This is a genomic window from Macrococcus brunensis (assembly GCF_004359615.1).
GTDB classification, from domain to species: domain Bacteria; phylum Bacillota; class Bacilli; order Staphylococcales; family Staphylococcaceae; genus Macrococcus; species Macrococcus brunensis.
This window is the reverse complement of the sequence record NZ_SCWA01000019.1, coordinates 1-17,247: the sequence shown is the minus strand read 5'-3', so window position 1 is coordinate 17,247 and position 17,247 is coordinate 1. Positions and strand designations below refer to the sequence as shown.

Here is a 17,247-nt window from a genome sequence, read left to right as displayed (position 1 = left end):
ATAACGATTTTTACAACATAAAAAAACAGACAGCCTTGGCTGTCTGTTTAAATGATGACGATTATTCAGCTTTTTCTTCTGAAGCGTCTGTTTCTTCACTTTCAGTAGTTGCTTCGCCTTCAGTGCCTTCACCTTCAGCAGCTTCTTCGTCTTCATCAGTTTCTTCCACCACTGTAGGTGGTACAACTGAAACAATTGCTTCATCGTCTTCGTTGTTGATTGTGTAATTTTTGTTGCCACGTAAATCCCCAACAGTAATAGAGTCACCAATATTTAATTCTGTTACATCTACTTCAATTGTTTCAGGGATATCGTCTGGAGTCGCAGTCACTGATAAAGTGAATAATGGTTGCTGAACAACGCCACCTTCTTCAGCACCTTTTGCTTCACCAGTTAATGTAACTGTTACATCTACTGTTAATTCAGCTTTCATATTGATTGCTAAGAAGTCAATATGTGTCACTTGATGTTTAATAGGATCTACTTGATAATCAGATACCATCACTTTTGTACTGCCTGCATCTAAACCAAGTTCGATAACACCGTTACGTCCCACTTCACGCATAACTTTAGTAAATTCTGCAGCGTCAACGTGAACCGCTGTGTTAGCTGCACCGTAACCATAGATAACGGCTGGAATTTTACCTGTATTTCTTAATTCATTAAGTTCTGAACGTTTTGATTTCCCTGGTCTTTCGACTGCTTTTAAATGAGTCATGTTTATTTCCTACCTTTCGTGTCCCTCATCCTAAGGAACTCCTACGCCTGCCCATCAGTTGTGTAAACCTGCTTGCATAGCGTTTATTTTCTCTTATAAATACTGAATACCCGGTCCACGAAAACTTAAACATCTTTGCTGAAAATTAATCGAATAAAATACTGACTGATTCTTGTTCGTAAATACGAACAATAGCTTGAGCAAGAAGTTCTGCTACTGATAACTGAACGATCTTAGCTGGTCTGCCTTCTTGTGGTAAGTTAATAGAGTTTGTCACAATCAGTTCTTTGATTGCTGAATTTTCGATACGTTCAAAAGCAGGACCTGATAAAACAGGGTGCGTACAGCATGCATACACTTCTTTAGCGCCTTTATCAATTAAAGCCTGTGCTGCAATTGAAATGGTACCTGCTGTATCAATGATGTCATCGATAATAATCGCTGTTTTACCGTTGATGTCACCGACGATATTCATCACTTCTGCTACATTTGGTTTTGGACGACGTTTATCGATGATAGCAATCGGTGCTTTCAGACGGTCCGCCATTTTACGCGCACGTGTTACACCACCGTGGTCTGGTGAAACAATGACTAAGCTTTCTAAATCGATATCTTCTTTTTCCAGGAAATAATCCGACAGAATCGGCTCACCCATTAAGTGGTCAATTGGAATGTCGAAGAAACCTTGGATCTGTGGAGCGTGTAAGTCAAGTGCGATGACACGGTCTGCACCTGCTGTTTCAAGTAAATTAGCAACGAGTTTAGCCGTAATCGGTTCACGGCTGCGTGCTTTACGGTCCTGACGTGCATAACCATAGTAAGGCATCACGACGTTAATAGTAACGGCTGACGCACGTTTTAAAGCGTCAATCATAATAAGGAGTTCCATTAAATGGTCATTGACCGGATTAGAGGTTGATTGAATGATGAAAACATCACAGCCACGGATACTTTCTTCAATATTGATCTGAATCTCACCATCGCTGAAGCGTTTGACGCTTGATTTACCTAAAGGTAAACCAACATGCTTCGCAATTTCGTCTGCTAACAGATGATTACTTTCCAGTGAGAAAATCTTTAACTTCGTGTCTTTAATTTCGTTATATAACATTTTTCAGCCTCCACAGCTTTTATTTTTTGTAATAACCTTCTTTAGTCGTCTGGCGCGCGCGTCCTAATGCAAGACTTTCTTCAGGCACGTTGTCTGTAATCGTTGAACCTGCCGCAACAAAAGAGCCATCTCCTATTGTAACAGGAGCTACCAAGTTTGAGTTGCAACCGATAAAAGCATCTTTACCGACGACAGTCTTGAATTTATTCTTACCATCATAGTTGACTGTAATAGAGCCACAGCCTACATTCGTCCGTTCACCGATCTCTGCATCTCCGATATAACTTAAATGCGATACTTTCGCCTCGTCATGCAGTTTGGCTTTCTTCACTTCGACAAAATTCCCGATCTTTACTTCTCTGCCGATGTCGCTGCCTGGGCGAAGCTGTGCAAAAGGTCCAACGGCAGAATCTGTACCCACGATAGAATCAGTGATGACAGAATGCTTGATTTCTGCCCGGTCTCCAATCGTACTGTTTTTAATATCACTATGTGCCATAATGATGACTTCTTCACCGATTACCGTTTTGCCTTTCAGTGATACACCTGGATGAATAACAGTATCCTGACCGATTTCAACTTCACTATCGATATAAGTGTTATCCGGATCAAGCAAGGTTACACCGTTCAGCATGTGCTGCTGGTTAATACGTCGACGCATCAGTTTTTCAGCAAGTGCCAGGTTAACACGGTCGTTGACGCCTAGTGTTTCCTCAAAGTTTTCAGTAACATACGCTTCTACTCTAGCGCCTTCTTCTTTCAGCAGCTCAATGACATCAGGTAAGTAATATTCACCTTGTGCATTGTCATTCTTAACAAGCGCCAGTTTTTCAAACAAGGCCTGATTATCAAAACAGAAAGTGCCTGAGCTGACTTCATTGATGAGCTTTTCTTCGATATTAGCGTCTTTTTCCTCGACGATTTTTTCAACTTCTCCTTTGTCATCTCTGACAATACGGCCATAGCCGAAAGGTTGGTTGGTCTTTGCCGATAAAATAGTGGCTTTAGCCCCGCTCTGTTCATGATGTGCAATAAAACTCTCAATTGTTTCTTTAGAGATAAGCGGTGTATCACCGCAGATGACAACTGTCGTACCTGTATGATTTTCTAGATGTTCTTTTGCCATCGAAACTGCATGGGCAGTTCCCAGCTGTTCGTTCTGCATGCTGAATTTCGATTCACTGCCAAGCAGTTCTTTCACTTGATCTGCACCATGTCCCACAATGGTAACCACTTCTGTCACGCCTGACTGTCTGATGTTATCCATGACATGTTTTACCATTGGTTTACCTGTCACAGGATGAAGCACTTTGTAGAGTTTTGATTTCATACGAGTGCCTTTACCTGCTGCCAGGATAATTGCTTGTCTAGTCATATTGAAAGCCTCCAAAATTCGCGTTACCTCTATTATAATTTAACATCTAAGTGACTTTCAAGCACTTATCCTATAATAAAAGGAGAGCGCGTTGCGCTCTCCTTGTCATTTATCGCTGAAGATCTTCTTCTATAGTTGTCTGTGAATCGTCTTCTATCAGGCCTTCTACTTCGACACTTGTCGCCTCTTCTTCACCATAAGTCTGAACTTCAGGTTGTGGTTCTGCATTTTCAGACGATGATTCAGGTGTCTCATCATAGATTTTCATGACCGCCTGCTGAATTTCCTGACGCATATCGCTGTTGATCGGATGAGCGATATCACGAAACTCCCCATCGGGTGTCCGTTTACTTGGCATTGCAACGAACATACCGGAATTTCCTTCAATCACTCGCAGGTCATGGATTACAAATACATCATCAAGCGTGATTGAAACAAGTGCTTTCATGCGACCATCAGTATCAATTTTTCTTAATCGAACATCTGTAACTTTCACTTGAGTTGCCCCCTGTCAAATAGTTTCGATTAATGAACGAGTGCTACGACTTCAATCTCCACTTTTACGTCTTTAGGTAAACGACTCACTTCTACACAGCTACGCGCTGGGAGATGCTCACTGAAAAAGTTGCCATATACTTCATTGATTAAAGGAAAATCATTCATATCTTTGATAAAAATCGTTGTTTTAACGACTTGATTTAAATCAGAGCCACAGTCATTTAACACTAACTGAAGATTCTTTAAAACTTGATCAGTTTGTGCCTGTACATCTTCACTTACTAATACGCCATCCGCTGTAAGAGGAAGTTGTCCACTTGTGTATACCATGTTGTTCACTTTAACAGCATGGCAGTATGGTCCGATTGCTGCCGCTACTTTGTTAGAAATAATTGATTCCATCATTCATTCTCCTCTATTTAAAAAAATTCAGGCAATTACCTTTTTCAACAGTAAAAGACTGGTTGTATTCATCTACATCTGAGAGTTTCACCAGCGAAGTATAGTCCTCTATTAATCGATTTTTAACTTCTTTAGATTCTACAAGTACAGATACCCCTGCAACCTTGGCCTTAAACTCATTCATTAAATTCATGACACCTGTAATAGAGCCCCCTGCACGCATAAAATCATCGACTATCAGGACATTTGAACCTTCAGGTAATGTACGCTTAGAAAGCACCATCGTTTCAATTTTACGAGATGAACCCGAAACATAGTTAATGCTGACTGTAGAACCTTCTGTCACCTTGTTATCCTTACGAATGACCACTACAGGCAGATTCATAATATTTGCGACTGCATTGGCCAGAGAAATCCCTTTCGTTGCGATTGTCACAATCGCATCAATTTCTTTATCCATATACATCGTTGCGATCAACTCGCCTACTTGTCCAAGCAGTCTTGGATTCCCGACCATATCTGACATGAATAAATAGCCGCCTGGCAGTAATCGTTCATCTTCCTGCAGCATATCGCATAGGCGGTCTACCAGCTGCTCCGCTTCTTCTTTGTACATCATTGGTCTGAATGTCACGCCACCACTTGCACCGGCTGTTGTTGTGATAATTCCCATTTTTTCTTTGATAAAAGTCTCTTTAATAATCTGGATGTCTTCACTGATGGAAGATTTAGCCTGCTCAAATTTCTGAACAAAATAAGTGAGCGGCACCAGTTCATTAGGATGACGAAGTAAGTAACTCGTCATATATACTATTCTTTCACTACGTTTAAACTTCATTTCTCTGCCTCATTTACGTATATTTTAAATATAATATATCATAAACGTTCGGCTTTTCAAGTCTAACCCAGTAATCTGATCATATAGACTTCTTTACAGCAGCCTTTTAAGGCATTCACTACACTTTTCGCTTGTCTTTCCTTACTTGCAAGTCCATAAACTGTCGGACCGCTGCCGCTCATTATTGTCGCATCTATACCGGCTTTCTGCATCGTTTCTTTCAATGTCTGAATAATCGGATGCATCTTAATAGTTACGTCTTCCAGGCGGTTACCCAGACTGTTGACGAGAAGCTGATAGTCGCCTTCTTCGAGCGCACGGATGCAGTCTTCAGTCGGAATCTGTTCAGCATGCTCTTCAATACGAAGCGCACCGTAGACATCGCCTGTTGAGACACTGATATCGGGTTTTGCAAGAACGACCCATGCAGCAGGCGGTTTAGGCAACGCCTGCAGCTTCTCTCCACGTCCTGTGCATAGTGCAGTCTTGCCATAAACACAGAACGGAATATCTGAACCAATCTCTGCCGCTAGTTCACTGAGCGTCTCTAAAGACAGATCGAGTTCAAATAGCCGATTCATTCCTCTGAACGTTGCTGCCGCATCACTCGACCCGCCGGCAAGTCCTGCTGCTATTGGAATCGTTTTGTCCAGCGTAATCGTCACACCCTGCTCAAGTTGATAGCGATCCATCATCAGCTTAGCTGCTTTATAAGCCAGATTGCGATGATCAGTCGGCACATAGCGATGCTCTACTTTCAGAATTATTTTTTTGTCGTGCCGTTTCTCCAACGTCAGCCGATCATTTAAATCGACAGTCGTCATAATCATTTCAACTTCATGATAACCATCATCACGTTTATAAAGTGTATCCAGCGTTAAATTGATTTTAGCTGGTGCATTTTCGTAAATCATCCTTCGTCCTCACTTAAAATTAATAGTACAATTTTATCATATTTCAGAACAGAAGCGATGGACAAATAAAAAAAGCATATCCCAGGGATATGCTTAACTCGTTAAATTATTGAACGAGGAATTCCTCTTGATTATCATTGACGAATGTCACTTGAACATTTTCTGTCAGCACGTCAGTATATGTATAAGACACGCGTTCAAAATTGTGCTGGCTTTGATCAAGCTCAACGATGAAAACTGATGGATAAGTTTCTTTTAAAACGCCACGGCGTTCAATTAACTTTTTACGGCCTCCATTAGCTCTAAGTACAATACGATTTCCTAACTGACAATCAAGAATTTTTTTGATGTCTATTAATGTTTTTGGCATATTGACCCCACCTCGCTATAGGGAAAATTATATCATTTTTATAGTAATTAGTCAAATAAAATTTAAATTTTATCAACTAGAGACGGGGTTGTCAATAGATTTATATCGACAATTCGACATTTTCTTTGAATTTATTTGACAGTTCTGCAAACTCCTGCAGTGTCAAGCTTTCACCCCGACGTGTAGGTTCGATACCTGCTGATTGCAACCAGTTGATAATGCTTTCTTTATGCATTTTGCTGTCCTTAATCAATGACATATAATTGTTGAGAATCGTTTTACGGCGCTGAACAAAGGCACCCCTCGTCAGTTTAAAGAACAATGCTTCATCTTCAACCTGAACAGCCGGCTGATCAAGTGAGGTCAGTTTAACGACTAAAGAATCCACATTAGGTGGTGGCATAAAAACACCTTTAGGCACGATCATCACTTTCTCGACAGTCGTATAATACTGCACTGCTATCGATAACGAACCATAACTTTTTGTCGAAGGTTTTGCGCTCAATCTTTCACCGACTTCTTTTTGCATCATGACAACATAACTTTTTATTGGCAGATGTTTTTCGAGCAGTCCCATTAAAATAGGTGTCGTAATGTAGTAGGGTAGATTAGCGACTACCAGTACTTCCTCACAATCATGTAGATGCGTCTCAATCGCCTGCTGAACATCAGCTTTCAAAATATCCTCATTAATCACGGTGACATTATCATAAGGACTCATCGTGTCTTCCAGTACCGGAATCAGACGCTGATCGATTTCAAAGGCTACTACTTTTTTGGCACGTTTTGCCAGCTGTTCTGTCAGTGACCCCATGCCAGGTCCAATCTCTATCACACCTGACTGCTCAGTAATTCCACTCGCACTAATGATGTTATTAATGACATTCGTATCGATCAGGAAGTTCTGACCCAGACTTTTTTTGAATGAAAAGCCGTGTTTTTCTAACAGCATTCTTGTTCTGACAGGTGTTGCTATATCTTTGTAATCCATCCTTCAACCTCACTTTATCGCATTTTTAACGTCTTCTTCTGTGATACCGAACGCATTCAACCGATGAAAAAGTTGTTTACCGTTACAATAGCCGATTTTAAGCACTCGGCAGACTTTCGTTCTTTTTTCTTTAGCACCCGGTCCGATAATAAGGCCTAAGTCTATTAAGAGCTGCTTACTGACTGTCTCTACATCGCTATCAAAAGGCGTGCTGACATTTACAAGTGCATCTTGTATCGCTGTCAGCGGCGCATGTTCTATCCCAATTTTTCCACGTTTATTTCTAGCAATAGAAGCGTCAATAAACGCCTGCTTCGCTGATGGGACGCGCTTCTCAATCGTCATTCTGATTTTATTGCCCGGGTAATCCGGATCCGTCAGAATAATGACGCCGCGTTTTTCTGCCGCATGTTCTATCGCCTGCAGCGTTAATTCATTGATGGCAGAGCCATTTGTTTCTATCGTATCACAGTCGACAGCCTGTTTAACTCTGACTGTGTCGTCTTTACCTTCAACGACTACTATCTCATTTATTTTCATTAAAATCACCTGTCTCATTATAGCATAAAAGGCAGAAATCCTGACCTGGATTTCTGCCTGTCAAACTATAGTCTAAATAATCTTTCTGCATTCTGCGTTGTTGCCTCAGCTAACGCTTCATAACTGATGCCGCGTAACTCTGCAATCTGTTCTGCTACCAGTTTTACATAAGCGGGTTCGTTACGTTTACCTCGATAAGGATGCGGTGTCAGATACGGCGCATCTGTTTCAACGATCAGTTTATCGAGTGGAACGTGCTGCGCCACTTCTTTAGGCTGTCTTGCATTTTTAAACGTGACTGGACCTCCTAAAGAAATAATAAAGTTCAACTTCAGAATTTCATCACAGATCTCTGTTGAACCACTGAAGCTGTGCATGACACCACCGACTTCAGCCGCATTCTCTTCTTTTAGAATATCAACGACATCCTGCGTCGCTTCTCTGTTATGAATCACAATAGGTTTCTTCAGTTCTTTTGCCAGTGCAATCTGGCGTCTGAAGACTTCTTTCTGAACATCTTTCGGCGATTTGTCCCAATGATAATCAAGACCCATTTCACCAATCGCTACGATTTTGTCGTGTGTCGCCAGTTCTTTGATCCAGTCATAGTAGTCATCCGTGAAATCAATGGCATCAACTGGGTGCCAGCCGATAACGCCGTAAACAAAATCATACTGCTCGATAAGTTCCATTGTCCGTTTGATTGTCTTCTCGTCAAAACCAACGACAATCATGCGATCAATCCTTGCTTCCAGGGCACGGTCAATGACTTGCTGGAGGTCTTCGTCATACTGATCCGCATTTAAGTGAACATGTGTATCGATTAACATCTTATTCCTCCTATTTAACGATAGAACCGTTAATGATAGAGCTTGGTACACTGACTAATGTCAGTTGTCCGTCTTTTTCTGCTGACAGAATCATACCTTCTGACTTTTCACCGCGTAAATTTACAGATTTCAAGTTAGTCACGACAATGACTTTCTTGCCGATGATGTCTTCAGGCTTATAATATTCAGCAATACCAGAGACAATCTGACGCTTTTCGTCACCTAGATCCACTTGAATCTTCAGCAATTTCTTTGCTTTTTTGACATGATCTGCATCAATGATAGTTGCGACTTTCAGTTCAATTTGATCAAACGTATCAATCGTTATCTCTTCTTTAGAAGGCACAGCTTCTTCTACTTTAGCCGGCTGCATACTTTCTTTAATGAATTCTACTTCCTTCTCTGCATCCAGACGCGGGAAGATAGGTGTAGGTGTCTCTGTCACTTTGATTTGTCCGAGCTGCCCATACGTATTAAGACTTTCAAAATTCTGCAGCTGATCATCATTCAGGTTCATCTGGTCAAAGATTTTGTATGGCGTCTGTGTCAGGAATGGACGTAATAACACCGCCGCAAAGCGAATGTTTTCAAGGAGATGGTACATGACACTTTCAAGTAATTCTTTCTCACTTTCATCTTTTGCGAGAATCCACGGTGTTGTTTCATCAATATATTTATTCGTACGACTAATCAGTTTCCAGATCTCCTGCAACGCTACTGAGAACTGCAGATTTTCCATTGCCTCGTCATATCGCTGCTTTGTTTCAAGCGCCAGCGCCTCAAGCTCAGCATCTTTTTCATGGAGCTGTCCTTTATAACCTGACAGTTCGCCGCCGAAATATTTGTTGATCATCGCAATCGTCCGGTTCACCAGGTTGCCAAGGTCATTGGCAAGATCGAAATTCGTACGGTCGATAAAAGCTTCCGGCGTAAATACACCGTCTGAACCGAATGGCAGTTCGCGTAAAAGGTAATAGCGCACTGCATCTAGACCGTAGCGGTCAATCAGAACATGCGGATCGACAACGTTCCCTTTCGATTTACTCATCTTACCGTCTTTCATCAGAATCCAGCCGTGTGCAAATACTCTTTTCGGTAATGGCAGATCAAGCGCCATCAAGAGCACCGGCCAGATGATTGTATGGAAACGGACGATTTCTTTTGCCATCAGATGTATATCTGCCGGCCAGTACTTTTTGAATAACGTATCGTCATCTGTTAAATAACCAAGAGCAGAAATATAGTTGGTTAATGCATCAATCCAGACGTAGACTACATGCTTCGGATTAGAAGGTACTTTAATCCCCCAGTCAAACGATGTACGTGAAACAGCAAGATCTTCAAGACCTGGCTTAATAAAGTTGTTCAGCATCTCGTTTTTGCGGGATACGGGCTGAATGAACTCAGGATGTTCCTCATAATACTTCACAAGGCGGTCTGCATATTTACTCAGCTTAAAGAAATAGCTTTCTTCTTTTACGAGTTCTACAGGATGGCCAGAGTCCGGACTCTTACCGCCAACAATCTTATCCCCTTCACAGATAGGGTCAACAAGCTGTGTTTCAGTATAGTAGGTCTCATCAGGTACTGAATACCAGCCTTCATATTCTCCAAGGTAAATATCGCCTTGTGCCAGCAGTCGTTCAAAAATTTTCTCGACGACTTTTTTATGGCGTTCTTCTGTCGTTCGGATAAAATCATCATTAGATATTTCAAGCTTCTGCCATAATGCCTGGATATCCGCGATAATTTCATTTAAATACTCTATTTCCGGTTTTCCTGCAGCTTGTGCTTTCTCCTGAATTTTCTGACCATGTTCATCAGTACCCGTCAGATATCTGACGTCATAACCTTGCAATCTTTTATAACGAGCAATAGCATCGCCTGCTACTGTCGAATAAGCGTGACCGATATGTAATTTACCGCTTGGGTAGTAGATAGGTGTCGTCACATAAAAAGTATTATTAGACATCGTAGTCCTCCTTGAGTGTTTATGGTATTAAATATACCGAAAATAAGCATGTAATTCAATTCCTTTAAATGTAAATTCGACACAGTATAAAAATTTTGATGTCGATTTTTATTACCATTATGTTACAGAGTTGTTTTTTAGATTTATTGTTATTGACTTTGTATATTTATGGTAGTATATTCTAATTACGACAAATGTCGAAAAATAAAAAAATAATGTCGAATTAGAAAATGATTCTACAGGAGGATATATATAATGAAATCTACAGGAATTGTAAGAAAAGTTGATGAATTAGGTCGTGTGGTTATTCCAATCGAATTACGTCGTATTTTAGATATCGCTGAGAAAGATGCTCTCGAAATCTACACAGATGCTGACAAAATCATTCTTAAAAAATACAAACCAAGTATGACTTGTGCTGTTACTGGCGATGTTTCAGAAGACAACTACATGCTCGCAGGTGGTAAAATCGTCCTCAGTAAAGAGGGCGCTGAACAGCTGATCAAAGAAATTCAGGAACGTGAAAAAGAAGCAAAATAATGAAACAGGCCCTTGCGCAGTATGCGCTGGGGCCTTTTATTTATTAATATGATAGCTATCATAGACTTCTCTCTTTTGAATCTGGCGGTCGACTGCCACTTGTTTAATCGCTTCTTTAGAAGACATATTCTTCTCCATGTAATATTCAACATGCTCGTTTATCGACAGTTGATGCCACCACATATCCGCTTCGTCCGTTTCATACTGTCCATCTATGACAATAACAAATTCACCTTTTAGAGGAATGCTGATCTCCAGCTCCTGGAGCAGTCTATCGACCGGCAATGTAATCACCTGTTCAAATTTCTTTGTCAGTTCACGGCCAAGTGCAACACGCCTGTTTTTGTCGATTTTCTCAATCGCCATCAGTGTATCTTTGACGCGAAAAGGAGATTCATAAAGAATGACTGAATGAGGTTCATTCATCAGCGTCTCAAGCTTAGCTTTTTTCTCACTTTCTTTACGTGGCAGAAAGCCTGTAAACAAAAAGGAGTAAGAAGACAGACCGCTTGTCATCAGTGCCGTAAGGGCGGCGTTCGGTCCTGGCACAGTTTCCACACGAATACCTGCTTCTCTAACAGCAATAACCAGTTCATAGCCTGGATCACTGATGAGAGGAAGGCCTGCATCTGACACGAGAGCAACCGTTTTCCCTGATGTCAGAACTTCTACCAGCTGCTCAGTCATCCTGTCCTTATTATGTTCATGATAACTTTTCAGCGGCGTGTCGATATCATAATGATGGGTCAGTTTCCCTGTCACACGTGTGTCTTCACAGGCAATGATGTCTGCTTCTTTCAATATACGGACGGCACGAAACGTGATATCTTCCAGATTACCGATCGGCGTCCCCACTAAATATAAAGTCATTTCTTCACTCCTTTAATCAGTCGTTCCTTCTGTAACCGAGTTAACTGCTTTATGGCATACTCGCGCTGCATAGCTTCTTGTTTTGTCGAGAACACTTCTTCGTAAAGACGTCTCACGGGCCGTCTTGCCCGTGTATACTTAGCGCCGGTCCCTTTGTTATGGGCGTTCAGTCTTCTATCAAGATCCGTTGTATAGCCTGTGTAATAAGTCCCATCTGCACATTCCAGAATATAAATGAAGTGGTCAGCCATAATAGACCTCATGCATCTCCTCACTGTAATCGCCGTCATTCTGATAAATATAAAAAGGCGGCATCACTTTACAGTCCGGCTTGCCTCCTTTTACCGCTTCAATAACGATGGTGACAGCTGTCGGTTTATCAGGTCTCGAGTAAATCTGCCAGATGGCTTTAGGCTCAATCCCCCCCTGCCGCATACTGACCAGACAGTCCACCAGCCGATCTGCGCGGTGCACCATATACAGCCTGCCTCCCTGCTTCAGCAGATGTCGGCTCGCACTGATGCAGTCATCCAGTGTACAGAATATTTCATGGCGCGCTATGCGATGCGCTTCTTTTAGATGCTGAAAAGACTGGTTTTCCCTGAAATAAGGCGGGTTACAAGTCACGATATCATATTGACTCGGCAGCACTGACTGATTCACTGTACGCAGATCTCCCTCATGAATCTGAATCTGGTTATCCAGTTCATTCAAGGTCACTGATCGCCTTGCTATATCGACAAGAGCCGGCTGTATCTCTATCCCTTCAATCGGTACGGTCATCTTGTCGCTGAGCAGGAGCGGAATAATCGCATTACCACTGCATAAATCCATGACACGCCCTTTTTTAATCGGTCTGACAAAATGAGCAAGTAGCAGTGCATCTGTTGAAAATGAAAATACTTCATCATTCTGAATGATACTTAACCCTTCTTTGATCAGCCGGTCTATCCGTTCATTCGTCTTCATTATTTCCTCCAATAAAAAAAGGCATGACTGCCTTTTTTAATCTGAATCCAGTAAGCTTAGGCAGAACATGCAGTCCCCGCCTCCTCTATGCTTACCAAATAGTTCTCCACGACAAATATGGAAACCTTCAGCATAGAGCATAGCCAGGTTATCCTTACTCTGCAGGGATTTCATTTTTTTAGGTTGATTGCGTGGTGTCTGTATCATGCGCTGCAGATTATCACGTTCCAGTTTCAGCGCGACATTTTCCTCTACAAGCTCAACAGTCTGCTGCTTCAGAGAAATGAAACTCTGCTGCAGGCGCAGCATCTGCTGCTCCATTTCCACTATTTCATTCAGTAGTTCATCTCTATTCATCTAATTAACTCCTTGCATAATTTCGTCCAGATGATATTCGAGTGGCTGTTCTACGCCCTGAACTTTGACCTGCATAGTGACGTCCAGAATATTAAGCGCAATCACTTTACCAGGGCCTTCAGGTGTGTCTATCTTCTGTCCGACATCTGGCAGTTTGCGTCTTGTTTCTTCGTAATAATCATTTTCATATTTCAGACAGCACATCAGCCGGCCGCACGCCCCTGATATCTTGGTCGGATTCAGCGACAAGTTTTGATCTTTTGCCATCTTGATTGACACCGGTTCAAAATCACCTAAATAAGTTGAACAGCACAGACTGCGGCCACACGGACCGATGCCACCAAGAATCTTTGCTTCATCACGTACACCAATCTGACGTAATTCTATTCTCGTCTTCAGTTCGAAAGCAAGGCTTTTAACCAGCTCTCTGAAATCTATACGTTCGCTCGCTGTAAAATTAAAAATAATTTTCCCTTTATCTAACGTATATTCTGCGTTGACCAGCCCCATGTCCAGCTGATGCTTCTTGATCAGCTCTTTACATCTTTTAAATGCTTTATCAGCATCGAGCATATTCTGCTCATATTTATGAAAATCCTCCGGCGTTGCCCGGTGCTTAATCTGAGGCACCGGCTGGACAACTGCATCGTCAGCTACTTCACGGTTACCGATGACGACACGGGCAAGTTCTTTCCCTCTTTTTGATTCAACAACCACATAATCTCCGAGCTCATACTGTTCATGGTCGGGTAGAAAATAGGCTGTTTTATCAGCTATATGATATTTGACGCCAATAATTTCTGTCAATGCTTTCACCCCTTTGCTATTTCAATGGCGATCTGTTCCATGACTAACATCGGACTGACATACTGCAGCAGCTTCTGTTTAGCTTTCTGCGTCGTGTCAATCCACTGTGTTAAAGTCTGTAACGATATATGTTCACTCAGCTGCTTTAATTTAATCTGGTGGTCCGGATAGCTGGTATGCGTCTCGCGCCCAATTTTCAGGTAAATCATATCCTGGAAATAGAGCTGCAGCATATCGAGTATCAGTAACTGACTCTCCCGTTCATTTGCTTCGTTTAGTAAATCGACAAGCTGTATAAGTCCCATCTGTGGATCTTTTTGTATTTGATCCGCCCACTTCAGAAGAGCACGTCTCAGTTCTTCAAATAACTTATCCTGAATCCATTCCTGTGCTTCGTCTGTACTGAATGACAGTGCAGACAGAGTCGCTGCTATATCTGCATGGATATCCAGTTTAAGCATTTCCTCATAAGTACTCGCTGAATGAATGATGATATGCTGACATCTGGAATGAATAGTCGGTAGAATATCGCCTGACTTTGTTGTGAGGAGCAAAGCGATTGTATTAGCAGGTGGTTCTTCCAGAAACTTAAGAATCGAGTTCTCTCCTTGAACCGTCACTTTATCAAAGTCAACAATCACATAGACTTTGTGTGTCCTTTCGACAGGTTTCTGATTCATGCGATGGAGAACATCTTCTATCATCTCTTTTTTGATGGTCTGCTCATCTGTCTCCAGCCAGTAAAAATCTGCATAGTTATGTTGACGAACCCTGGATTCACATTGCTCGTCTTGACATAATATACGCGCTGCAAATTCCAACGCCTGCTGTTTGAGGTCATCTCTTAATGTCCCTTCAAACAGATAAGCGTGCGACAGCTTTTCTTTACTTACCAAACGTTCCAGCTGGTTAATCATAAGAACCCCCATATATATCGAAACAGCTGCATTTCTGCAGCTGCTACCATCATCTACATGACATTATAACATATCAGTCTAATTTTTTGATGATGACTTGATAGGCGTCTTCTATCACTTTGTCAATCGGTTGCGCTGCATCAATGGTCACGATCCTGTCGTATGTATTCGCCAGCTGATCATAGCCCTCACAGACGCGTTGATGAAAGGCCAGCGATTCATTATCCAGACGATTTGTTTCCCGCTGATTAGACATAATACGGGTAAGACCAATCTCCGGGTCCACTTTTAAGTAGAGCGTCAGGTCAGGCATATAGCTTTCAATCGCAAACTGATTAATCGACATAATCTCTGCGGCGCCTATCCCTCGTGCATAACCTTGATAAGCAAGAGAGCTGTCTATAAACCGGTCACAGAGGACGATTTGACCTGCATTTAAAGCAGGCACCACTTTCTCTACGAGATGCTGGCGACGGCTTGCAGCAAATAATAATGCTTCTGTTCGTGCATCCATATGGTAGTCATCAGAGAGCAGCAGTTCTCTGATTGCCTCGCTGATTCGAATGCCTCCAGGCTCACGCGTTGTGATCAAAGGCTGGTCAAGACGCTTAGCTATCGCCTGCATCACTGTAGATTTTCCTGAGCCTTCAGGACCTTCAAACGTTATAAACATACTCATTACCTCTCATCTATAATGGTGATTTTTCCATCTATTATACCATGAACATTTTGATAGGCACTGAGGACCTTTACATGTGCTTCGCTCAGTCTCTCCCCCGGCAGTACATAAGGAATACCCGGTGGATAAGGAATAAGCGCATGATAAACCCTCTGTCCTACGCCTTCTTCCAACAGGACCTCCTGATATCCTCCTTTAACAGGAGAATAAACACCTTCATTTACATTTAAGGGATGAGGCAGCTCTAACGGTTCTCTGTCCTCTAGTCCAATACGCTTCAGCCTTCGTAATAATTCATTGAAAGGATATGTATCCCCTTCGTGCCAGAGTGGCAGTACCAGAAGTATACTGTCGTAATTTGAAAGCTCTATATAAATTTCCTGCTCTTCAAGCAGCGTTTTAAGCTCTTCACCACTATAGCCTGATTTTTTTAATACGACTTTCAAAGGATCCTGTACCTCTATAACCTCAAAATGTCTCAGCGCATGAAGAAGCGCCTGACGTTTTTCATGAAAGACTTCATCGTTATAGTGACTGTAAAACTCATGCGCTTGCTCCAGACTGGATAAAATCAGATAAGATGGACTGGAGGTCTGTAAAATTGCAAGATAATCATAGACTTCTTTAAGAAGAAGACTGTTCTTATTCATATGTATCACTGACCCCATCGTTAAAGCAGGCAGTGTTTTATGATAGGACTGTACGATATAATCAGCCCCGTCGTTCAACGAAGAAGTTGGAAACTGAGGAGATATATCAAAATGAGCACCATGAGCTTCATCGACTAATACTTCAATTCCCTGTCCATGAAAGAAATCAATTGCGCCTTTTATATCAAAAGTCTCACCATAATAGTTAGGATATGTAAGCACTGCTATATCAACATCGTCCAATTCCGGCTTCGCCTTAATATTCAATTCATCAATACCTACATATTGATTTATTTTATCTGATACTGTCATCGGTAAAATAATGGCTTCTGTTCCAGTCAGATCAAGTGCATTAAAGACAGATTTATGTGCGTTCCGCATAATAGCTACTTTTTTATGGCTCTTTTTCTTATGTGCGTAAATAACTGACAGGATTCCAACCGTTGTTCCGTTCACCAAATATCGAGCTTCATACTGCTCCGAACGTGAAAGATTTCGTTGACTATCAGCAATCACCTCTTCTGCATGATGATAATCATCAAGTCCTGTAATCTCAGTCATATCATGATGGATGGGTAACTGCAAAGAACCGATTGAATATCCATGGTGACCAGGCACGTGCAGCGATATAGCATTTGAATAACTGAACAGTCTGCGAGTGATTTCCATTTAATTATCCACTCCTTATATCTGTTCAGTATAATCTAAATTTAGACATAAAAAAAGAGACCTAACAGGTCTCGAGTGCGGCTCATCGCATCCATTTTTAAACTGCCCGGCAACGTCCTACTCTTGCGGAACGTAAGTCCAACTACCATCGGCGCTAGAGAGCTTAACTTCTGTGTTCGGTATGGGAACAGGTGTGACCTCTCTGCCATCATCACCAGACAGGGTGAGAA

20 protein-coding genes, 1 rRNA gene and 1 pseudogene are annotated in these 17,247 nt (G+C 41.8%); 1 reads left to right on the top strand and 21 read right to left on the bottom strand.

The window, feature by feature from the left end; all coding sequences use genetic code 11:
• Window positions 1-61: 61 nt before the first annotated feature.
• The 12 genes and pseudogenes from ERX27_RS09470 to metG form a co-directional block, all read right to left on the bottom strand.
• Window positions 62-718: a 50S ribosomal protein L25/general stress protein Ctc gene (locus ERX27_RS09470; protein ID WP_133432595.1), complete on the bottom strand. Its 657-nt coding sequence runs from the start codon at window positions 716-718 to the stop codon at window positions 62-64.
• 145 nt (window positions 719-863) lie between these two features.
• Entirely contained in the window at window positions 864-1,829 is a 966-nt protein-coding gene (locus ERX27_RS09465; RefSeq protein ID WP_133432594.1) for a ribose-phosphate diphosphokinase, read from the bottom strand.
• 19 nt (window positions 1,830-1,848) lie between these two features.
• Entirely contained in the window at window positions 1,849-3,204 is a 1,356-nt protein-coding gene (gene glmU / locus ERX27_RS09460) for a bifunctional UDP-N-acetylglucosamine diphosphorylase/glucosamine-1-phosphate N-acetyltransferase GlmU (protein ID WP_133432593.1), read from the bottom strand.
• A gap of 109 nt (window positions 3,205-3,313) precedes the next feature.
• Window positions 3,314-3,700: a septation regulator SpoVG gene (gene spoVG / locus ERX27_RS09455; protein ID WP_133432592.1), complete on the bottom strand. Its 387-nt coding sequence runs from the start codon at window positions 3,698-3,700 to the stop codon at window positions 3,314-3,316.
• Window positions 3,701-3,729: 29 nt separating this feature from the next.
• Entirely contained in the window at window positions 3,730-4,104 is a 375-nt protein-coding gene (locus tag ERX27_RS09450; RefSeq protein ID WP_133432591.1) for a RidA family protein, read from the bottom strand.
• 13 nt (window positions 4,105-4,117) lie between these two features.
• A complete protein-coding gene (purR, locus tag ERX27_RS09445; RefSeq protein ID WP_133432590.1) occupies window positions 4,118-4,942 on the bottom strand; it encodes a pur operon repressor in 825 nt (274 codons plus the stop codon).
• 62 nt (window positions 4,943-5,004) lie between these two features.
• Entirely contained in the window at window positions 5,005-5,856 is an 852-nt protein-coding gene (ispE, locus tag ERX27_RS09440) for a 4-(cytidine 5'-diphospho)-2-C-methyl-D-erythritol kinase (RefSeq protein ID WP_133432589.1), read from the bottom strand.
• A 106-nt stretch (window positions 5,857-5,962) separates the two neighbouring features.
• The gene (gene veg, locus ERX27_RS09435; protein WP_133432588.1) at window positions 5,963-6,226 is read right to left on the bottom strand and encodes a biofilm formation stimulator Veg; all 264 of its coding nucleotides are present in this window, start codon (window positions 6,224-6,226) and stop codon (window positions 5,963-5,965) included.
• 100 nt (window positions 6,227-6,326) lie between these two features.
• The gene (gene rsmA / locus ERX27_RS09430; RefSeq protein WP_133432587.1) at window positions 6,327-7,217 is read right to left on the bottom strand and encodes a 16S rRNA (adenine(1518)-N(6)/adenine(1519)-N(6))-dimethyltransferase RsmA; all 891 of its coding nucleotides are present in this window, start codon (window positions 7,215-7,217) and stop codon (window positions 6,327-6,329) included.
• Between the two features lie 9 nt (window positions 7,218-7,226).
• Window positions 7,227-7,757 carry a ribonuclease M5 gene (rnmV, locus tag ERX27_RS09425; protein WP_133432586.1) on the bottom strand — a complete coding sequence of 177 codons (531 nt, stop codon included), beginning with the start codon at window positions 7,755-7,757 and terminating at the stop codon, window positions 7,227-7,229.
• A 65-nt stretch (window positions 7,758-7,822) separates the two neighbouring features.
• On the bottom strand, window positions 7,823-8,587 hold the full coding sequence (locus ERX27_RS09420; RefSeq protein WP_133432585.1) for a TatD family hydrolase: 765 nt from the start codon (window positions 8,585-8,587) through the stop codon (window positions 7,823-7,825).
• 10 nt (window positions 8,588-8,597) lie between these two features.
• Window positions 8,598-10,568 (bottom strand): annotated as a pseudogene (metG, locus tag ERX27_RS09415) (methionine--tRNA ligase); the annotation flags it as partial.
• Between the two features lie 246 nt (window positions 10,569-10,814).
• Here metG and ERX27_RS09410 point away from each other — a divergent pair.
• Window positions 10,815-11,099, top strand: coding sequence for an AbrB/MazE/SpoVT family DNA-binding domain-containing protein (locus tag ERX27_RS09410; RefSeq protein ID WP_133432583.1), 285 nt, complete (start codon window positions 10,815-10,817; stop codon window positions 11,097-11,099).
• Window positions 11,100-11,135: 36 nt separating this feature from the next.
• Here the strand turns inward: ERX27_RS09410 and rsmI are convergent, their stop codons facing one another.
• The 9 genes from rsmI to rrf all read right to left on the bottom strand — a co-directional run bounded on the left by rsmI (window position 11,136) and on the right by rrf (window position 17,236).
• The gene (gene rsmI, locus ERX27_RS09405) at window positions 11,136-11,969 is read right to left on the bottom strand and encodes a 16S rRNA (cytidine(1402)-2'-O)-methyltransferase (protein WP_133432582.1); all 834 of its coding nucleotides are present in this window, start codon (window positions 11,967-11,969) and stop codon (window positions 11,136-11,138) included.
• On the bottom strand, window positions 11,966-12,220 hold the full coding sequence (locus ERX27_RS09400; protein WP_133432581.1) for a GIY-YIG nuclease family protein: 255 nt from the start codon (window positions 12,218-12,220) through the stop codon (window positions 11,966-11,968). The genes rsmI and ERX27_RS09400 overlap by 4 nt, the downstream gene beginning before the upstream one ends.
• Window positions 12,213-12,941, bottom strand: a complete 729-nt coding sequence (locus tag ERX27_RS09395; protein ID WP_133432613.1) for a tRNA1(Val) (adenine(37)-N6)-methyltransferase — start codon at window positions 12,939-12,941, stop codon at window positions 12,213-12,215. Before ERX27_RS09395 ends, ERX27_RS09400 begins: the two co-directional genes overlap by 8 nt.
• A 33-nt stretch (window positions 12,942-12,974) precedes the next feature.
• Window positions 12,975-13,295 carry an initiation control protein YabA gene (locus ERX27_RS09390; protein ID WP_133432580.1) on the bottom strand — a complete coding sequence of 107 codons (321 nt, stop codon included), beginning with the start codon at window positions 13,293-13,295 and terminating at the stop codon, window positions 12,975-12,977.
• Window positions 13,296-14,102, bottom strand: a complete 807-nt coding sequence (locus ERX27_RS09385) for a PSP1 domain-containing protein (protein ID WP_133432579.1) — start codon at window positions 14,100-14,102, stop codon at window positions 13,296-13,298.
• A 5-nt stretch (window positions 14,103-14,107) separates the two neighbouring features.
• Window positions 14,108-15,019, bottom strand: coding sequence for a DNA polymerase III subunit delta' C-terminal domain-containing protein (locus tag ERX27_RS09380; RefSeq protein ID WP_165983145.1), 912 nt, complete (start codon window positions 15,017-15,019; stop codon window positions 14,108-14,110).
• Window positions 15,020-15,092: 73 nt separating this feature from the next.
• Window positions 15,093-15,698: a dTMP kinase gene (tmk, locus tag ERX27_RS09375; protein WP_133432577.1), complete on the bottom strand. Its 606-nt coding sequence runs from the start codon at window positions 15,696-15,698 to the stop codon at window positions 15,093-15,095.
• A complete protein-coding gene (locus ERX27_RS09370) occupies window positions 15,698-17,017 on the bottom strand; it encodes an Orn/Lys/Arg family decarboxylase (RefSeq protein WP_133432576.1) in 1,320 nt (439 codons plus the stop codon). The genes tmk and ERX27_RS09370 overlap by 1 nt, the downstream gene beginning before the upstream one ends.
• A 104-nt stretch (window positions 17,018-17,121) precedes the next feature.
• Window positions 17,122-17,236 (bottom strand): 5S ribosomal RNA (gene rrf, locus ERX27_RS09365).
• Between the last annotated feature and the right edge of the window lie 11 nt (window positions 17,237-17,247).

Coding starts and splice junctions, on each gene's coding strand:
- ERX27_RS09470 (WP_133432595.1), bottom strand. CDS start 718: ATGACTCATTTAAAAGCAGTCGAAAGACCAGGGAAATCAAAACGTTCA.
- ERX27_RS09465 (WP_133432594.1), bottom strand. CDS start 1,829: ATGTTATATAACGAAATTAAAGACACGAAGTTAAAGATTTTCTCACTG.
- glmU (WP_133432593.1), bottom strand. CDS start 3,204: ATGACTAGACAAGCAATTATCCTGGCAGCAGGTAAAGGCACTCGTATG.
- ERX27_RS09450 (WP_133432591.1), bottom strand. CDS start 4,104: ATGGAATCAATTATTTCTAACAAAGTAGCGGCAGCAATCGGACCATAC.
- purR (WP_133432590.1), bottom strand. CDS start 4,942: ATGAAGTTTAAACGTAGTGAAAGAATAGTATATATGACGAGTTACTTA.
- ispE (WP_133432589.1), bottom strand. CDS start 5,856: ATGATTTACGAAAATGCACCAGCTAAAATCAATTTAACGCTGGATACA.
- veg (WP_133432588.1), bottom strand. CDS start 6,226: ATGCCAAAAACATTAATAGACATCAAAAAAATTCTTGATTGTCAGTTA.
- rsmA (WP_133432587.1), bottom strand. CDS start 7,217: ATGGATTACAAAGATATAGCAACACCTGTCAGAACAAGAATGCTGTTA.
- rnmV (WP_133432586.1), bottom strand. CDS start 7,757: ATGAAAATAAATGAGATAGTAGTCGTTGAAGGTAAAGACGACACAGTC.
- ERX27_RS09420 (WP_133432585.1), bottom strand. CDS start 8,587: ATGTTAATCGATACACATGTTCACTTAAATGCGGATCAGTATGACGAA.
- ERX27_RS09410 (WP_133432583.1), top strand. CDS start 10,815: ATGAAATCTACAGGAATTGTAAGAAAAGTTGATGAATTAGGTCGTGTG.
- rsmI (WP_133432582.1), bottom strand. CDS start 11,969: ATGACTTTATATTTAGTGGGGACGCCGATCGGTAATCTGGAAGATATC.
- ERX27_RS09400 (WP_133432581.1), bottom strand. CDS start 12,220: ATGGCTGACCACTTCATTTATATTCTGGAATGTGCAGATGGGACTTAT.
- ERX27_RS09390 (WP_133432580.1), bottom strand. CDS start 13,295: ATGAATAGAGATGAACTACTGAATGAAATAGTGGAAATGGAGCAGCAG.
- ERX27_RS09380 (WP_165983145.1), bottom strand. CDS start 15,019: ATGATTAACCAGCTGGAACGTTTGGTAAGTAAAGAAAAGCTGTCGCAC.
- tmk (WP_133432577.1), bottom strand. CDS start 15,698: ATGAGTATGTTTATAACGTTTGAAGGTCCTGAAGGCTCAGGAAAATCT.
- ERX27_RS09370 (WP_133432576.1), bottom strand. CDS start 17,017: ATGGAAATCACTCGCAGACTGTTCAGTTATTCAAATGCTATATCGCTG.